Origin of the sequence: Modestobacter sp. VKM Ac-2983, from assembly GCF_026967885.1 — a bacterium.
Taxonomy (GTDB): domain Bacteria; phylum Actinomycetota; class Actinomycetes; order Mycobacteriales; family Geodermatophilaceae; genus Modestobacter.
This window is the reverse complement of the sequence record NZ_JAPVBK010000006.1, coordinates 104,233-120,291: the sequence shown is the minus strand read 5'-3', so window position 1 is coordinate 120,291 and position 16,059 is coordinate 104,233. Positions and strand designations below refer to the sequence as shown.

Annotated in this window: 14 protein-coding genes; 8 read left to right on the top strand and 6 right to left on the bottom strand. The window is 69.2% G+C overall.

Annotated features, from left to right (window positions below; genetic code table 11):
- Nucleotides 1–203 precede the first annotated feature (203 nt).
- The 3 genes from O2W18_RS20850 to O2W18_RS20840 all read left to right on the top strand — a co-directional run bounded on the left by O2W18_RS20850 (nucleotide 204) and on the right by O2W18_RS20840 (nucleotide 1,895).
- Entirely contained in the window at nucleotides 204–611 is a 408-nt protein-coding gene (locus O2W18_RS20850; protein ID WP_269189333.1) for an ArsR/SmtB family transcription factor, read from the top strand.
- Between the two features lies 1 nt (nucleotide 612).
- Nucleotides 613–1,257: an SRPBCC domain-containing protein gene (locus O2W18_RS20845; RefSeq protein ID WP_269189332.1), complete on the top strand. Its 645-nt coding sequence runs from the start codon at nucleotides 613–615 to the stop codon at nucleotides 1,255–1,257.
- A gap of 146 nt (nucleotides 1,258–1,403) precedes the next feature.
- Nucleotides 1,404–1,895 carry an SRPBCC family protein gene (locus O2W18_RS20840; protein ID WP_269189331.1) on the top strand — a complete coding sequence of 164 codons (492 nt, stop codon included), beginning with the start codon at nucleotides 1,404–1,406 and terminating at the stop codon, nucleotides 1,893–1,895.
- A 687-nt stretch (nucleotides 1,896–2,582) separates the two neighbouring features.
- On the opposite strand, the gene O2W18_RS20835 is transcribed toward O2W18_RS20840, so the two are convergent.
- From O2W18_RS20835 to O2W18_RS20825, 3 genes are all read right to left on the bottom strand, one after another.
- Nucleotides 2,583–3,383, bottom strand: a complete 801-nt coding sequence (locus tag O2W18_RS20835; protein ID WP_269189330.1) for a GGDEF domain-containing protein — start codon at nucleotides 3,381–3,383, stop codon at nucleotides 2,583–2,585.
- Nucleotides 3,380–5,020, bottom strand: a complete 1,641-nt coding sequence (locus tag O2W18_RS20830) for a DUF262 domain-containing protein (RefSeq protein ID WP_269189329.1) — start codon at nucleotides 5,018–5,020, stop codon at nucleotides 3,380–3,382. The genes O2W18_RS20835 and O2W18_RS20830 overlap by 4 nt, the downstream gene beginning before the upstream one ends.
- Before the next feature lie 723 nt (nucleotides 5,021–5,743).
- Entirely contained in the window at nucleotides 5,744–6,928 is a 1,185-nt protein-coding gene (locus O2W18_RS20825; protein WP_269189328.1) for a hypothetical protein, read from the bottom strand.
- Nucleotides 6,929–7,032: 104 nt separating this feature from the next.
- Between O2W18_RS20825 and O2W18_RS20820 the strand changes: the two genes are divergently transcribed.
- Nucleotides 7,033–8,799: a DUF4209 domain-containing protein gene (locus O2W18_RS20820; RefSeq protein WP_269189327.1), complete on the top strand. Its 1,767-nt coding sequence runs from the start codon at nucleotides 7,033–7,035 to the stop codon at nucleotides 8,797–8,799.
- A gap of 286 nt (nucleotides 8,800–9,085) precedes the next feature.
- Here the strand turns inward: O2W18_RS20820 and O2W18_RS20815 are convergent, their stop codons facing one another.
- The 3 genes from O2W18_RS20815 to O2W18_RS20805 are packed head-to-tail and all read right to left on the bottom strand — an operon-like array spanning nucleotide 9,086 to nucleotide 10,898.
- A complete protein-coding gene (locus O2W18_RS20815; protein WP_269189326.1) occupies nucleotides 9,086–10,132 on the bottom strand; it encodes a hypothetical protein in 1,047 nt (348 codons plus the stop codon).
- Between the two features lie 15 nt (nucleotides 10,133–10,147).
- Nucleotides 10,148–10,285, bottom strand: a complete 138-nt coding sequence (locus tag O2W18_RS20810) for a hypothetical protein (protein ID WP_269189325.1) — start codon at nucleotides 10,283–10,285, stop codon at nucleotides 10,148–10,150.
- A 49-nt stretch (nucleotides 10,286–10,334) separates the two neighbouring features.
- Nucleotides 10,335–10,898 (bottom strand): hypothetical protein, encoded by a 564-nt coding sequence (locus O2W18_RS20805; RefSeq protein WP_269189324.1) that lies wholly within the window; start codon nucleotides 10,896–10,898, stop codon nucleotides 10,335–10,337.
- Between the two features lie 445 nt (nucleotides 10,899–11,343).
- Here O2W18_RS20805 and O2W18_RS20800 point away from each other — a divergent pair, with 445 nt between their 5' ends.
- From O2W18_RS20800 to O2W18_RS20785, 4 genes are all read left to right on the top strand, one after another.
- A complete protein-coding gene (locus tag O2W18_RS20800) occupies nucleotides 11,344–11,595 on the top strand; it encodes a hypothetical protein (protein ID WP_269189323.1) in 252 nt (83 codons plus the stop codon).
- Between the two features lie 289 nt (nucleotides 11,596–11,884).
- The gene (locus O2W18_RS20795) at nucleotides 11,885–12,373 is read left to right on the top strand and encodes a zinc-binding dehydrogenase (RefSeq protein WP_269189322.1); all 489 of its coding nucleotides are present in this window, start codon (nucleotides 11,885–11,887) and stop codon (nucleotides 12,371–12,373) included.
- A 127-nt stretch (nucleotides 12,374–12,500) separates the two neighbouring features.
- Nucleotides 12,501–15,635, top strand: a complete 3,135-nt coding sequence (mobF, locus tag O2W18_RS20790) for a MobF family relaxase (RefSeq protein ID WP_442929156.1) — start codon at nucleotides 12,501–12,503, stop codon at nucleotides 15,633–15,635.
- A 135-nt stretch (nucleotides 15,636–15,770) separates the two neighbouring features.
- Nucleotides 15,771–15,983: a helix-turn-helix transcriptional regulator gene (locus tag O2W18_RS20785; protein ID WP_269189320.1), complete on the top strand. Its 213-nt coding sequence runs from the start codon at nucleotides 15,771–15,773 to the stop codon at nucleotides 15,981–15,983.
- Nucleotides 15,984–16,059 lie beyond the last annotated feature (76 nt).

Genomic DNA, 16,059 nt, shown 5'->3' with positions numbered 1-16,059 from the left:
CCGGTGACGGGGGCCATGTCGGCTCAGCTGGGGCGTGTGCCACTTCGTCCGAGATGTCTGGAGTGTCAGAGCGCTCGCGAGGGGGGCGAACCCAGGCCGCCGAGCGTTCGATCGTCCAGCGAGGGCAGGCCCCCGACGCCACGAACGCAAGGCAGGACACCACACCTGACTGATATAAGTGGAAACCGGTACGCTCCCGGATCATGCACGCGTTCGATGTCCTCGGCGACCCTCGACGCCGGCGCATTCTGGAGCTGCTCGCCGACGGCGAGCAGACCTCTGGCGCGATCACCGACGTGCTCCGGGCTGAGTTCGCGATCTCCCAGCCGGCTGTCTCACAGCACCTGCGCGTGCTGCGTGACAGCGGGTTCACCTCGGTTCGAGCCGAGGGCGCTCGCCGGTTCTACACCGTCGAACCCGCGGCGCTGAGCGAGGTCGACGCATGGCTGGACCGCTTTCGCCGGTTCTGGGATCAACGCCTCGACGCCCTGGGGACCGAGCTGGCCCGGGGCAAGCGTGCAGCTCGGCCTGCGACTGGTGGGGAGCCCACACGACCGGCCGCATCCGGCACCGATGCGGACCAGATCGATCCATCAGCGAGGGGAGCGTGACATGAAGGACGTACTGGACGAACTGGCTGCCGCGCGCCGGGCAATGGGCAAAGGCAGCGTGTCCGCCGGCGACGCGTACACCATCGAGGTGCGGCGTCGATACGAAGCGCAGATCGACGACGTCTGGGATGCCCTCACCAACCCCGAGCGGCTGCGTCGCTGGTTGAGACCGGTCACCGGGGACCTGCGGCTCGGTGGGGAGTTCGAGCTGGACGGTGGTGAGCGCGGTGAGATCCTCCGGTGCGAGCCGCCGCGTCTGCTGAAGGTGTCCTGGCTCTACGGGCCCGACGCCGACGCTTGGCCCGGCACGAGTGAAGTGGAAGTGCGCCTGGTCCCGGGCCCGACCGGCGACACCGCATTCGAACTGACCCACGCAGCGGTCGTCGAGGAGCCCCTCTTCCCGACCTACGGCCCCGGTGCCGGCGGCGTTGGCTGGGACCTGGCTCTCCTCGCCCTGGCCCAGCTGTTGGCCGATGGAGAGGCCGCCGCCCACGAGGAGGTCCAGAAGTCGCCTGAGGGGCAGGAGTTCATCCGGCGCAGCGCCGCTGCCTGGGGACAGGCTCACCTGGCCGCCGGTGGCGAGCCGGAGCACGTCGCGGCCGCAGTCGAGGCCACCACCGAGTTCTACGCACCCGACCCGACCTGACATCCCCGCTGCGGTGGGCTGACCAGCATCCCTGGTGCTCGAACCGGCGATGAGGATCGTCGATCGAGACGGACCCAGACCTCTCCGTCGAGGAGCAGGACGAACAGCGCAGCAGCATGTCTTCCCACACCTGAGGAGTGCACGCCATGAAGCACACCAACTCGATCGAGATCGCCCTGCCGCGGGAGGGCGTGGCCCAGCTGCTCTCCGACCCGGCACACTTCCCGAAGTGGCTGCGGGGACTGGTGCTGCACGAGCCGCTGAGTGGGACACACGGGCAGCTCGGGACCACGTCGCGGGTCGTGATGCAGTCGGGTCAACGGGAGATCGAACTCACCGAGACGATCACACGCCGGGAGCCGGCAGACCTGCGGGGGATCCCCGAAGGGATCGTCGTTCACTTCCACCGCGAGATCGTCGGCGCGGGCATGCGGAGCGTCGTGCGCGACCGGCTGACCGAAGCCGATCCAGAGACGACGCTGTGGGAGAGCGAGAGCGAGTACCGGTTCAGCGGTCTGCTGATGCGACTGGTGGGGCTTCTCATGCCCAGTTCTTTCCGCAAGCAGTCGCAACAGCACATGCAGGACTTCAAGGAGTTCGCCGAACAGGGGAAGGACGTCCGCGACGGGCAGGACTGATCTGCCGCAATCAGCACGAAGACCTTCGACGGCGATCGGGAGCTGCTCGGCGCGCCCGGTCACGGGATCTAGTACCTGCGTGCTCCCTGGTGGTGGGGCGGGTGGGGCTCGAACCCACGACCCAGGGATTATGAGGTATCTCAGGGCCCTTCGCTGACCTGCATGATCATCTGTAGTTGCCGCCTGACCTGCGGTTTCATGCTTGGCGGCCGATGGTCGTCGATGGTCCGAAACGGCCCTTTTGTGGGCACCGTGTGGGCACGGTGTGGGCACGGCGGGTACGCATACGAGGCAGGGGTACCCGTGCGGCACGCATCGCGGCGGGAGCGGTCGGGTCGCTCCGGCGGTGTGCTGCCTGCGCGGCTTGGCGCCCGTGTTGGGGACGCCTACACTGAGCATTGCCTGTCGCGCTGAGCTTCAGGAAGTGGGCCCGGCTCCTCTCCGGACGGTGAGCGGCCGGGCTTTGCGCCGTCTACGGCGGCGACACGTCCTCGGCCGCGGTGATATTCGCGACGCGCGCTCGCCAGGTGCCTCCGGCGGAATGACTCCAGGCCAAGGCGTCGGCGACCCACAGAAACGGGTCGCCGTGCAGCGGCAGGTGCACGTAGCGAAACGGTTGGGGTCGGGCGAGGCGGCGGAGTTCCTCGATGAGCACCTGACGGTCGCGCTGATCGCGCCGGCCCGCCGCTACTGGTCCGGCTTGCTCCGTTGGGTCCTTCGCTGAGCCTTCACTTCGTACATCCGCTCATCGGCCTTCGACACGACGGTGTGGAGGTCCACGTCATCGTCAGGCCAGACGGCGACTCCGTGACTGAACGCTGGTACCCCGGACGTAGCTGCAAGTTCCGCGAGGATATCCGCGAGGCTGCCTGCCTCGGAGGGCAACATCGCCGAGAATTCGTCGCCGCCGTACCGATAGCTGGCACCTCCTCGACCGTTCACGGCGATCTCGAGCCGTTGTCCGAACTCCCGCAGCACCTTGTCCCCGGCGGGGTGCCCCTGTGAATTGTTGATGGCCTTGAGCCCGTCGAGGTCAATGCTCGCGTACGCCAAGGGTTGAGCCAGGGTCAACGCGGCCTTGGCATCGCGCTCCCACCCGGCGCGATTCCGCAACCCCGTCAACTCGTCCTGCTCGGCCTTGTCTCGCCACGCTTCCACGGCGACACGTGCTGCCGCGGCAGAGAGAACGGTATGGACACGGGCCGCACGTCGATGGTCAGCACCCTCTTGTCGCGCTAGGACCTGCATCAGTAGTCCAATTTGTAGCTGCAGGACCTCACCACTGGCGTGCCAATCGCCAGCGGCAAGACCTGCGGCAAGGGCGCTGAGCACGACATCTGGAGAGCCCCCTGTGCCGAGCGCGCGGGCGAGCGACTCCTTGACCAGCGCCAAGGAGTCGGGGACAGGCAGGTTCGCGAGCACGTCATGCGCCCTACACGCGGCCTGCCAGTCGGCCAACACGAGCTGGGCCAGCTGTGCGTCAGTCACGCGATGTTCCTCGGCCATGTCTCGACGGCGGCGCTAGCCAGGGCGGCCTGCCGCTCGTTCACGCCGTGGTGCAGCCATTCGTCAGCATCGCGGGCGTACTGCCGGACAAGCCCAAGCCGCTTCTCCACAGAGTTCCGGATCTCACCTGTATCGGCCTTCGGAACCAGGAGGTAGTTGCCAATCCTCTTATCTAGCGGATCGTCTTCGTCGAGACTAAGGAGGGGTTCGTATTCTGGGCGAGTGAGGACGGGCAAGGCGACAAAGTCGCGTTCGTCCGTCGCCGGGACCGCCGCCCCGTCGCCAAGTGCGCGAAGAAGATAGCGCAGCATTCCAGACTTGTGTATGCGCCGGACCGCAAACTGGGCCTGGAAGTCAATGTCGGTGGGAATGATTGGCTCGAGACTTGCCATAACCTCCTGTGCGCTGCTGATCCTGCCCGCAGACAGCATGACGGCCGCTTCCGCATAATAGCGCTCAGTCGTGCCGCCACCGATGCCACCGACGATCAACCCCCGCACCGACCAGGAGATGAGGCCGTGAAGCACTCTCTTCAACTCGTTCGGTGAGAGGTGCTTCATTGCCGCCAGCAGGAGAGGGCGGTGTTGTTCTAACCCGAGGTCTAGAAGCACGCGCACGGCCTCGCTGAGCGCGACGTCTTGTCGACTCCAATACTCGTTCTCCGGATTGAGGATGGCGGCGAAGAGTGGTGCGGCGTCGGAGATGCTCTCGATTGCCTGCGCGGCAGATGTCTCCGTCGTGACGTTGTTTCGGATGCGGCGGTACAGGTCTCGCTCTCGAGTGGCCCCATTTGTGGAACTCCACCACTGGCGTAGAAAGGTCGTGAACTCGAAGGAGGAAGCCCCGTTGTCGAAGTGGCTGGTTGCGCGGACCCAGCGATCCTCAACCTGGTCGATGCGTTCGCGAGCCAATCCGAATAAGTAGTTCTTGACGAGATCCGCAACCGTTAAAGCAAGACCGCGGTCGTTTAGAGTCTCGAAGATCATAAATGCGTCGGCGTCATCACGTACGCTGACAACAATTACTCGGGTTCGAACGTCGAGCATCTGTATCCAGGCGATCAGGCGTTGCCGCCAGTAAGGTCCGGCCGCTCCAACGTCGTCGCGGAGCGCAGATCTCAGCAGGTTGTAGCAGTCGACGATCCGTTGGTTGCTGTCGAGAAGCCCGGGAGAGGGCGGCTCGCGGTTCACTACTACTGTGAGATATGCGTCGCGATCAACGTGGTTCAGCAGGATGCGAGGCTCTGTTCGTTGAGTGACAAGCGATGTACTACTGACGTATTGGGATGCAACCTGCGCCGCTGAGACTTCGTCCCCACGCTCCTGAAATACATCTCGAATGGCGGCGAGCAGCATGCTGGTAGTCGCGAGCCGTTGCTGACCGTCTATGACGGTGCTGCGGCCCTCGGAGCCCAGCGTCAGGACAACCGTTCCCAGGAAATACACAGGCTGCTCCGCTACTAGCGCGGCCCTCAGGTCATGCCAATACGCCAGCACCTCATCGCGCGTCCACGAGTACGAGCGCTGATAAGGCGGAACCTCGAGCTGCCGGTCGCGCAGCAAGTGAGCGACCCCCATGAAGGCCGTCTCAATGCCGGCGACGTCTGGTGCAACTGACAAGACTCATGCTCCTTCTGGCTGCCGACATACCGTCGTCGGGCCGTGGTCCACTGTGTCCACTGTGTCCACTGAAACGTACGACACCTCGCGCGGTACGAGTGTCAGCAACGTCAGTGCCGACCGACCCATTACCCAATCACCGCTTGAGCGGCATCCCCATAGCTGCTGCCGTAGCAGCGTGGGAGCCTGACAAGGGCCACCGAAGGTGGGCTCCCCGACATCATCGGGGCATGATCCGCTGACCTACGAGGACTGCCCTAGTGCGGCCCTGACCAGTGCTTATAGGTGACGGAAGCGGTGGGCTGACGATAGCTCGTTGTGGGCGTCTTGCGGACTGTCTGCGGACTCTGTGCGGACTGGCCCGCCGGATCATCGCTCCGAGAAGTGGCCCCGACGGTCTTGAGACGCCGCTCCCCACACGGTCAGCGTGCCGGCTCCCTTGGTCGCCGGAAGGGCGCTTCGCGTCCCTACGGGATCGGCCTGCGGCCGACCCTTCCCCCGACCGGCGGCAGCCGGATGGGGCGGGTTATGGGCAGCGTCGGGGGGTGTGTACGACGAGACATGCCGGTCCGGTTATCACGTAGATGGTGGTGGGGCTTCGCCGTGGTGGTGTTGTGGGCGGGGTGCGGCAGGTCGACGCAGCCTGCAGCAGGGCCACGGCGTCCCCAGCACCGGCGTCGGTCACTCGGACCGGCGCCGCATCGGGCATGCCGGCTGGGGAGGTCATGAGGCTTGGTCCTGCTCGGCGCGCAGCCGGTCGGTGAGCTCGACGGTGCCGAGGTACCACCAGAAAACCCAGTTCAGAAACGCCTCGCCGTAGTCGCCCTGCTGACCAGGGCGGCGGTGCCGCAGGTCAAACTCGTTGGCGATCTGGAACAGCGCGCCCTCGTCCTTACGAGGCAACTTGTCCTTAAGCAGCGCTCGCCGGTGCTCGAGCACCCGGGCCAGGGCGACGACCGCGCTGCGCTTGTCCTCCCTGGTGGCGCCGCGGGCTCGGAACAGCGCCACGGCGTGCTCGACCTCGCTGCGGTCGGTGGCGTCGGGCGTGGTCAGCGCCTGCTCCAGTAGCTCGTCGCGCGGATCGCCGGTGGCTTGCACCAGCAGACCGGCGTCCGGACCGGAGTCGGCCAGCCGCAGGTTCACCTCCGATCGGGCGAGGAGCTCGTTGACGCGCCAGCGGTAAACCGCCTGCCCGGGACGGCGAGCGAACTCGTCGTAGTCCCACTCGTTCGCATAGTCGTGCCAGCGCCGCCGCCGCGGTCGCGCGACCACCTCATCGAGCGCCTCGACGAGATCGAAGAAGAGGTCGTCGTCCCAGGTCAGCTCGACGTCAGCGGGCTCCCCAAGCCGGCCCAGCGGCCAGAGCTCGCCATCGATCTCGAGCGCCTCGGACAGCCAGCGCTGGCCTTCTCGGTCAGGATCGTCGGCGTCGTCGGTACACGAGCTGCCGAAGGCGTCCTCGAAGTAGCCGCAGGTGTTGAGCTCGTCCATCATCACCGTGAACGCCACCCGCAAGGTGGCCGGGCGCAGTGGTGCCGGGGGCTCCGGCGGCCGATGGCGCTGCGAGTAGTAGCGCTTGGGCCGGTATCGGGGCAGCGCCTCGGCGTCGCGGATCAGCTCGGCGACCAGCTCCACGGCCGGATCGACGGCGCGGTTGCTTCTGACGACGTCGAGCTGGCCTTGCTGGGCGGCGCGGATGTTCTCTAGTGCCGCCGCGACGGCCGTCATTGTCTTGGCGCGGTGGTACTCGACGAACAGCCGGTAGCCGCGGTCGCCGTGGAAGGCCTCGGCCAGCAGCCAGCCCAGAGTGTCCTCATCGTCCTGCCCGGCCTCGAGCAGCGCGATGGCCTCGGCGGCGAACAGGGCTGGCGGCCAGACCAGCTGCAGCTCGGAGCGCTCCACGGGCACCGCGTCACGGTAGCCAGTGCACGGGGTTCCCTGCGTTATCCCGCCTGATGCGAGGACCGATGTCGACATGGGCGTCAGCGCCCAACCGGAGGCATGCTTGGCGGATGTCCGACCTGGAGCCTGCTGCTGACGCTCCGGACGAGGCGGGAGACCTGGTACCGCTCGCGGCGGCCTTGGACCGTGCGTCGCGGGAGCGGTCCAAGTACCTGATGGCGCTGGAGGCCCGGGAGGCCCTCGGGTTGTCGCTGCTCGACGAACTGCCTGACGACTTGCCCTGCGCGGAGCGGGCGACGGTATGGGCGCTGGAGTACCACGTTGAGACGGTCGACGCGCAGGGCCGACGCCGAGTGCGGCTCGCGCCGACGCACGAGCATGACGAGGGAGCCGACCCGCCGGCGCCAGCTGACGTGCCGGAGCCCGTCGCCGAGGTGTGGCGGGCCCTGCTCAGTCTGGTGACACAGCCACCGGCGCGGGCCCGTCTGCACCACCTGCTGTTCGAACGTGGCGGACCGGCCCGACGGGAGCACGCCCAGTCCGCCGCGGCGGCGTACATCGCCTCGGCGCAGGACTGGGAACGGGGCCTGGACGCCGTGCAGGATCTGACCGCCGCCACCAGACTCGCCCGGGCGACCGGGGACCGAGACCTCACGGCCGAGTCGCTGACCGGGATGTGCACCCTCGTGGCGCGTCGCCTGGAGGAGGACGACCCGCCTGCCGGGATCGTCACACGGGGGCTCCGGCACCTGGTGGGTGAACCGGACTGCCCACCAGAGGTCGACGAGCTGCTGGAACGGGCGGCCGCGGCCTGGCCCGACGCCAACCGTAAGGACGGCGCGCTGGTGCTGATGCTGGAGCGCTGCTCGGACGACGAGGCCCGCAGGCAGGTATGGCGACGACGGGTCGCGGCGTTCACCGAGGAGGCGGCGGCCGCCTCGTCCGGGATTCTACGTGCGGTGCGGCTCCAGCAGGCTCTGGGTCTCGCGGAGGCGTCCGGTGACAAGGAGCTCCGGCAAGACGCCGCCGCCGCACTCCAGACGGTCCGGCACGACGACCTCGGGCTCATGTCGTTCACCGCCACGTCGCGCCGCTACGAGGAGGAGTTCGAGCGGCAGGTCACGGCGCTGTCCGTCGGCGACTCCTGGCAGCAGGCGCTCATCACGTTCGCCCTCGCTTCGCCGCTCAGCGGCGACACCGAGCGCAACCGCGAGCTGGTCAGGCGCCGCCACGCCGAGCACCCCCTCAGCGCACTCTTCCCCACCCAGCTCCTCGGTCCGGACGGCCTGCCCGCCTACACCGGCACCAGCGAGGAGGACCGGTTTGACCTGGATCTGGTCCAGTGGGAGACCGACCTCATCGGACAGTGGCTCCCAGTCCTCGCCGCCGCCCTCCACGAAATCCCTCGCGTGCATGGGCTCCCAGACCTGCAGGACATCACTAAGTTTCTTGCCGAGTGGCCCGCCGTCGACGGCCCCCTTGCGCCCGCACTGGCCAGAGCGCTGCTGCGCTACTGGGCCGGCGACAGCGAGGGCGCCGCCTACACCGTCCTGCCGAGGATCGAGTCGGTCGTCCGGGGTCTGGTCCTGGCGACCGCCCGCGGCGTGTACCGGCTGCAACGCGAGCACAAGCCCGGCCAGTACGCCGGGCTCGGGCAGCTCCTGCCAATCTTGCACGAGGAGTACGACCTGAAGGAGTCCCAGACCCGCTTCCTGTCCGCCTTGCTTCGTCACCCGGCCGGGCTCAACCTGCGCAACCAGATGCTGCACGGCTTCATCGGCGACCCCGGCCCTGGGCTCGCCGCCACGCTGCTGCACGCCGCCTTGTCTCTATGCGTCATTGCCCGCCCCAAGCCGCAGGCGGACGAGGCCCGCTGATTGAACGGTCATGCTGCTCGAGGGGCTCAGTCACGAGCCGTCACTCAGGGCCTGATTGCCAAGACGATCGACCTGATCATCGCGATCGCGCCCCGCTTCGCCGGAGCACCGACTGAGCCACCGAGGCTGACTACGGTCCCATCAGCGTCGCCGGGACAACTCCGTGGCCGCGCGTCGGTCGAAATTGGTCCGACTTCGTCCTCCGCCGACCCCGGCAGGCGCTCCAGCGGAGCGGGTCGGACAGGCGGTAGGACGCCGGTGATCGTCGCCGGCAGAGCCCCGAGGGTCATGGGGTGGGCTCCGCGTCGGAGCGCTCGTCTCCCTGTTCGGCGGGCTGGTTGACCGCGGTCGGGAGGAGCCTGGCGGTTAACTCCTCGTGGCGGCGGAGGCGATCCGCGTAGGCATCGGCGCGCTTCTGGTCGACCTGAGGGCCGTCGTAGACGGCCACCTTCGTCATCTGCTGGGGGACCGCCAACTTGTGGAGGTCCTTCGAGATCTTCTCTAGGTGTCCCACGGCCTGGTGAACGCCCTTCTCGACCATCCACTGACGCGACGTGAAGACGCCCCAGTCCAACACCGAAGGAGTGGTGTGGACCTCGTCAAACGAGTCGGTGTAGGTGATCGACACATCGTGCCGGGTCGGGAGGTGGTCGTACCTCTCCTCGCTCCGCTCCCGCCCCTGGTCCCAGAACGTGCGCCACTCCTGGCCCGGAGCCAAGAACGGGATGGTCCCTGGGAGCTTCACCTCCTGAGCTCTGTCCTCCTGGTCAGTGCGGACAAGCGGAGGTGTGCAGGAGATGATGACGTCCCGTGCGCCGGTGGTGCCGAGGTTCTGGATCACGACCTCGATGAACTCCGGCATGGCCTGGTTGGGCACGGCGGACATCACGACGTAGGGCTGGGCCTGCTCGCGGCGCAGCGTTCGCGCCTCTTCCAGCTGGTCGCTGGCCACGGTCAGCTGGCCGCTGGCGACGGTCAGCGAACGGCGGAGGCCGTCCAGCTGCCCCTTGGCGTAGTACGCCGCGATGAGGGCGACGAGCAGGGTGAGCCCCCCGAAGATCGCAGCGCCAAGGGCGCTCCAGGCGGAGAGGACGTCGGTCCACGGGATCGGGTCACTCGCCGGATCGGTCGGAACCACGTCCGTTGTCGCCATGCCCGGAGAGTAGGACGAGGGTCCGACAGCAAGAACCCGTAGATACGTCCTTAATCTGCCGGTGTCGTCTCGCCGTCCGACTCCAGTGAAGTCGTCGAACATGTCGTCAGGAATCGACCCGGTGCCCAACGCCACGTCCAGGATTTCCTGCACCCTCTCGGGGACGATCTCGCCGTCCACGTAGGCGTACCGAGCTCACTTGACCTCCCGCGCCAGTGCGTCCTGGAAGTAGTCATCGAGGCGGGCAGTCACCGCTGGCGAGCCGCTCAGTTGGTCGAGCTGCTGCAGTGCGGAGACGGCTTTGAGGTCGTCCTGATGCTGGGCAGAGGTCACTTGCTCCGGCGACGCGGTCGGGACTCACCCGAAGACCCGCAGCGCGGTGTCAAATGCCTCCCTCGAGGCCATCGGTGAGCCGACGCTTTGTCTGCAGGGCATCGAGGCGCTCGGCGGCGAACTTCTCCGCTCGAGCACGGAGGCGCTCCAGTGCCTCCTCCACCACAGGGCGCAACAGTGCCAACTCGCTGTCGATCTGGTCGGCGCGCTTGCTGGCCCAGTCTTTGATCTGCTCCGGGTCGACATCGGCCGCGAAGTCCTGCTTCATCTCGATCAGGGTCTTGGCCGAGTCGAAGCGGCCTGGGCCGACCAGTTTGCCGGGGATGACCGGGTGCTGGCCGCCCGTGCGGACCGGCATCTCGAGGAACTGCCAGTTGCCGCTGAACGGGATGCGGCAGGTGACGTGAGCTCGGCCGGACTGCACTGACATGGGGAAGGTGGTCTTTGACCGATCGAGCGCGGGGAACTGGACGTTCACCTGGGGGTCGATGATCGCTGTTGGGGAGGCTAGTTCTGCCTCTGATGCCAGGTTCAGCAGCCGTTCGAGTGTCGTCCACCTGCTCTCGATGAATTTCGCCAGCTCGACGCCGTGGAACAGTTCTTCCGTCACCATCGTCACAGCCTGGCACGGCGGATCGGGCCTGGTACGGAGCGGATGGCCGATGCGTCCGGTCGGACGCGGTGGATCACGATCTCCGGCCGGAGGACCCGACCCGTTCGCTGAGCAGAGTGCCAGGGACGGCGCGCGCAGGCAGAGGGCGAGCGCATGCACGCGGCGGGGGTGAAGCCGGCCGAGCTAGCTTCGGCGCTCGGCGTGGGACGCGCGACCGCCTACCGGCACCTGGGCGAGCGCTCCAACAGCACCGCCAAAGGTGTCCGGTGGCGCCCAGCCTTCCCGTCGGGGCCGGCTTTGCTTGCTTCCACCGGCTGCATGCCGGCGACGAGGCTCGGGCGCAGGCGGCTGCTCAGCTTGCGAAAAAGTTTGGTCGAGGGCGCGACGTTGACCGCGGTCGGCTCATACGGTCCCCGCGACACATCCCCCAAACGTGGAGACCGCCATGAACAGCACCGCCGGTGCGACGCCGAACGACCCCTACCTGTCCGTCGAGACCGATACATGGCAGCACGACCTGGACCGCCGTATCCCGACCTCCGGCATCACCACGACGACCCACGCCCAGAGGCCGGGGTCTCCCGGTATCACCGTGTGCAAGCAGCAGCCATCGACCGGGCAGGACGCCACCCGGTACCCGGTGCACCGGGTCGCCGGCGCCGGGGAGTGCCCGGACTGCGTCCGACTGGCCGGCTGACGAGCCACCTATGTGACGCCGGCCGGAAGGTCAGCATTCCGCGCGGAGTTGCCTCGAGTCGTCGATCCACTGGCGCCGGGTCTCGATCTTCTGGCCGCAAGGACGCCGGAGCGATGCGCACGTGGGCCCCGGGAGAACGGCCACGAGGTGTCCGAACGAGGTGCGGCGATCCCGCTGAACTACCTGACCGCCACTTCGCGCTGCACCGCCGGGCCCGCCTGCTCGCCGGGGCGCCGCCGGCGGCCTGGGCACCGCCGCCTGCCAGCTCGCCGCGGCGCACGGGGCGCCGGTGCTCGCCGTCGCGTCCAGCGGGGCCAAGGCCGAGGTCGCCCAGGCGGCGGGGGCGCACGGGACCCTCCCGGTCGAGGGTTTCCTGGGCGCCGCACGCGAACTGACCGGCGGGAGGGGGGTGGACGTCATCGTGGACCCAGTCGGCGGCGACCGCTTCACCGACTCTCTGCGGTCACTGGCCACCGAGGCCCGGGTCGTGGTCCTGGGCTTCGCCGGCCGGCAGATCCCCACCGTGAAGGTCAACCGGCTGCTGCTGACCGACACCACCGTGCTGGGTGCCGCCTTGGAGGAGTTCTGGCAGAACCACCCCGGGTACGTCGGGCAGCAGTGGCGCGAACTGCTGCCGCTCATCGAGTCTGGTGTCGTCGACCCCCCGATCAGCGGCGTGTACCCAGTATCGCAGTCGACGGCTGCAAAAAACTATCAACTGCATGCACACCCGTCGCCCCGTCTGCGCCTTAGTGAGACTGTACGAGGGCCGATATAAGCTGTGAAAGAATGCGGCACGCATGCTACCAATAGAGGTAGTCCGGGCCCCGCCTCGCGGGGCCCATCGTCGTTTCTAGGGGTGACGTGTTGGTCATTGTCGAATGGCGTTGGAAATGCATGGCGGGATAAAGGTGTACGCCGGTCCGCCGGCGGCCGCCCGGGCGTACCTGGAGGCCGACCGCGGCCGCGCTGATGACTACTACCTGGCCGAGGGCACCGGCCTGGCCCGCCGCTTCACGGCCACCGCCGGGCGGCTGGAGGAGCTCTTACCGCTCACCGGCGACGGCTACGAGAGGTGGGTTGCCGGGCGGGACCCGGACACCGGCGCGCCGCGCGGGCGGCTGCGTACCGACGAGCGGGCCGTACGGTTCGTCGAGGCTGTGGTCAACGGCCCGAAGTCCTGGTCCCTGGCCGCCGCGGTGCACCCGGACGTCGCCGCCGCCTACGACGCCGCCCAAGACCGCGCAGCGGTCGAGATCATCAGCTGGCTCTCCGGGCATGCCACCACGCGGGTCGGCCCGCGCGGTGGGCAGGTGCAGGTGCCGCTCGACGTCCTGGAGGCGGTGGCGGTGCGGCACTACACCTCCCGCGCCGGAGATCCGCACCGGCATCTTCACCTGCAACTCAACGCACGAGTGTTCGCCGCCGAACAATGGCGCGGGCTGCACACCGTCGGCGTCCGCGACTTCCTCGCCGCGATCAACGGAATCGGGCACGCCGCGGTCGCCTGCGACCCGCAATTCCGCGCCGCGCTGGCCGCCCACCGCTACACCCTGAATGCGACTGGAGAAATACTGGAGTTCGCCAGGTATGTCGGTCCGTTCAGCGCGCGGGCGGCGCAGATCGGGCGCAATCTCGATCGCTACGAACGCGACTGGATGGCCGCGCACCCCGGCGAATTCCCGGGGCCGGCTCTGCGGCGGGCGTGGGACGCCCGCGCATGGGCCGACGGCCGCCCGGACAAGGTCACGCCGCGTTCGGGGGCCGACCTCACCGTGCGCTGGCGGGGTGAGCTGGCCGCCCTCGGCTACCGCGATCCCGACCGACCGGTCCAGTTGCGGCCCACCCCGGTCGGTGTCTTGGACCGCGACCGCGCCGCCGACCAGATCCTCACCCGGCTGGCTGCCGGCCGCTCGGCCTGGAACGCCGCCGACCTGCGCGGCGAGGCCGAACGGCTGATTGCCGCCGCGGCCGTCGTCGCCGAGGCCGCGGTCCGTAACGAGTTGGCCGAGGACCTCACTGCCCGCGCTCTGGCCCGCTGCCTTCCGCTGCTGGCGCGCGACGGGGTGCCCGAGCACGTCCGGGCCTGGACCTCTCCGGCGGTGCTGGAGGTCGAGGCCGACATGGTCGCCCGCCTCGCCGCCCGCGGCACCCACCACGGTGCACTTGCCGACCTGCGACCGGACTGGGTCGCCGGTATGGAGCGGCTGGACCCCGGACAGGCCGCTACCGCGGCCGCGCTCGCCGGGAACCGGCCGCTGGTGGTGGTGGAGGGCGCGGCCGGCGCGGGCAAGACCACCACCCTGGCCGCGGCCCGACGACGACTGGAGGACCAGGGGCGGCGGCTGACGGTGGTCACCCCCACCCTGAAGGCGGCCAGGGTCGCCGCCGCCGAGGTCGGCGCCACCGCCGGCTCGGCGGCCTGGCTGGCCTTCCAGCACGGCTGGCGCTGGACCGACGACGGCGCCTGGACCAGGTTGACCCCCGGTGAGGCCGACCCGGCCACCGGCCAGCTCTATGCCGGACCTGGGAAGAACGCGCGGCTGCGGCCGGGGGACATCCTGGTCGTCGACGAGGCCGGGATGCTCGACCAGGACACCGCCCGAGCCCTGCTGGTCGTCGCCGACGAGCACGACGTCCGGGTGACCCTGCTCGGTGATCGTCACCAGATCGCCGCCGTCGGCCGCGGCGGGGTACTGGACCTCGCCGTGCGCCGGGTCGAACCGGCCGCGCACGTCACCCTCTACCGGGTACACCGCTTCACCCGCACCGACCAGGCCGGGCAGACGGTGCCCGACACTGAGTACGCCGACCTGACCCTGGCCATGCGCGACGGCGCGGATCCCGACGGGGCGTTCGACGCGCTGGCCGCCCGCGGCTATGTCCGCCTGCACGCCGACGCCGCTGCGCTGCGGGAGGCGCTGGCCGCCCTGGCCGCAGAGCTTCACCGCCGAGGCGAGCAGACAGCGATCGTGGTGGACACCCGCGAGCAGGCCGCCGAGCTGGGCGCCGCGATCCGGGAGCGGCTGGTCGCCGACGGCCGGGTCGAAGACACGCGGGTCGCGGTCACTGGGGCGGGGCAGCGGATCGGTGCCGGGGACCGGATCGCCACCCGCCGCAACGACCGAGTACTGGGCGTGGCCAACCGGAATGTCTGGACCGTCACCGCCGTCGGTTCGTCCGGGGCGCTGGCCGTCGTCCCGGCCGATGTCACCCCGACCCGCGCCGTTCCGGCCGATGTCACCCCGGGTGTCACCCCGGCCGGAGCGGGGGAGCGGGTGCTGCCCGCCGGCTACGTCACCGCCCACGTCGAGCTGGCCTACGCCAGCACCGCGTACGGGGTGCAGGGCGACACGGTCACCACGGCCCATGTGGTGATCGGCGAGCACACCGGCGCCGCGTCAGCCTACGTGGGCATGACCCGCGGCCGCACCGCGAACACCGCGCACCTGGTGGCCGCCGACCTGGCCGAGGCGCGGCAGCAGTGGATAGCGGTGTTCGGCCGCGACCGCGCCGACCTGGGCCCCGGCCACGCCGCGCAGCTCGCCGCCGCCGAAGCCGCCCGCTACGCCCAGCCTCGCCCGCTCGACCAGGTGCTCGCCGAGCTGCGCGAGGCGTGGACGGTCGAGCAGCGCTGCCTGGATCGGCTGGACAGCCTTCAGCCTCAGCACGACACGCTGCGCGCTGTCGTCGCCCTTCAGGCCGCCCAGAAGCTCACCCGGGTGGGCGTGCTCGGCTGCAGTCCGGGCCCTGCCGAGCGGCTGAGCGACGTCGACCGGGGCATCGCGGCCGCCGAACACGAGCTGGCCGGCGCGCGGGAACGCATCGCCGCGCTGTTGGCCAACCCGACCCTGCGCGACCAGCCCGCCGATCGGCTCATCGCAGAACGCAACGCCTGGCGCGCCCGAGACGCCGATCCCTCCCAGTTCCCGGCAGCCCCGCGACCAGCCGCCGTCGACCCCGGCGTACCGCGGCCGGAGTCCGAGCGCCGCGGCCCCTCTCTCACCCGGGGCGGCTCGTCCCCCGGCCTCGGGCGATGAGCAGCGCCCCGGAGAACTGCAGACCAACTGGAGAAACCCGGCAGGATCTTGCGGTCGGCTGTCACCAATGGGCTTCGTTTGGCGCCTTCTACAGGTGACGGGGCCCAGCCCATCCGACCACGACCGGAGCCGACCATGACCGACCATCCCGCCGGCCGCGAACCCGAGCTGCTCACCGTCACCGAAGCGGCCGACCCTCTTCGCGCGCCGGTCGCCACCCTGCGGTACTGGCGACACCTGGGCACCGGCCCCCGCAGCTTCCGCCTCGGCCGCCGCGTCCTGTACCGCACCGACGACCTCCACGCCTGGATCGCGCAACAGCACGCCCAGGCCCTCGACCGTCGATGAGCGGGCGTCGTCCACAGGCGTGCCGGCCTCCCCAGAGACTCGAGACGGCGTTGACCCGGGGAGCCGTCGTGGGCAC

Coding starts and splice junctions, on each gene's coding strand:
- O2W18_RS20800 (WP_269189323.1), top strand. CDS start 11,344: ATGAACAGCACCGCCGGTGCGACGCCGAACGACCCCTACCTGTCCGTC.
- O2W18_RS20840 (WP_269189331.1), top strand. CDS start 1,404: ATGAAGCACACCAACTCGATCGAGATCGCCCTGCCGCGGGAGGGCGTG.
- O2W18_RS20820 (WP_269189327.1), top strand. CDS start 7,033: ATGTCCGACCTGGAGCCTGCTGCTGACGCTCCGGACGAGGCGGGAGAC.
- O2W18_RS20845 (WP_269189332.1), top strand. CDS start 613: ATGAAGGACGTACTGGACGAACTGGCTGCCGCGCGCCGGGCAATGGGC.
- O2W18_RS20805 (WP_269189324.1), bottom strand. CDS start 10,898: ATGGTGACGGAAGAACTGTTCCACGGCGTCGAGCTGGCGAAATTCATC.
- O2W18_RS20785 (WP_269189320.1), top strand. CDS start 15,771: ATGACCGACCATCCCGCCGGCCGCGAACCCGAGCTGCTCACCGTCACC.
- O2W18_RS20850 (WP_269189333.1), top strand. CDS start 204: ATGCACGCGTTCGATGTCCTCGGCGACCCTCGACGCCGGCGCATTCTG.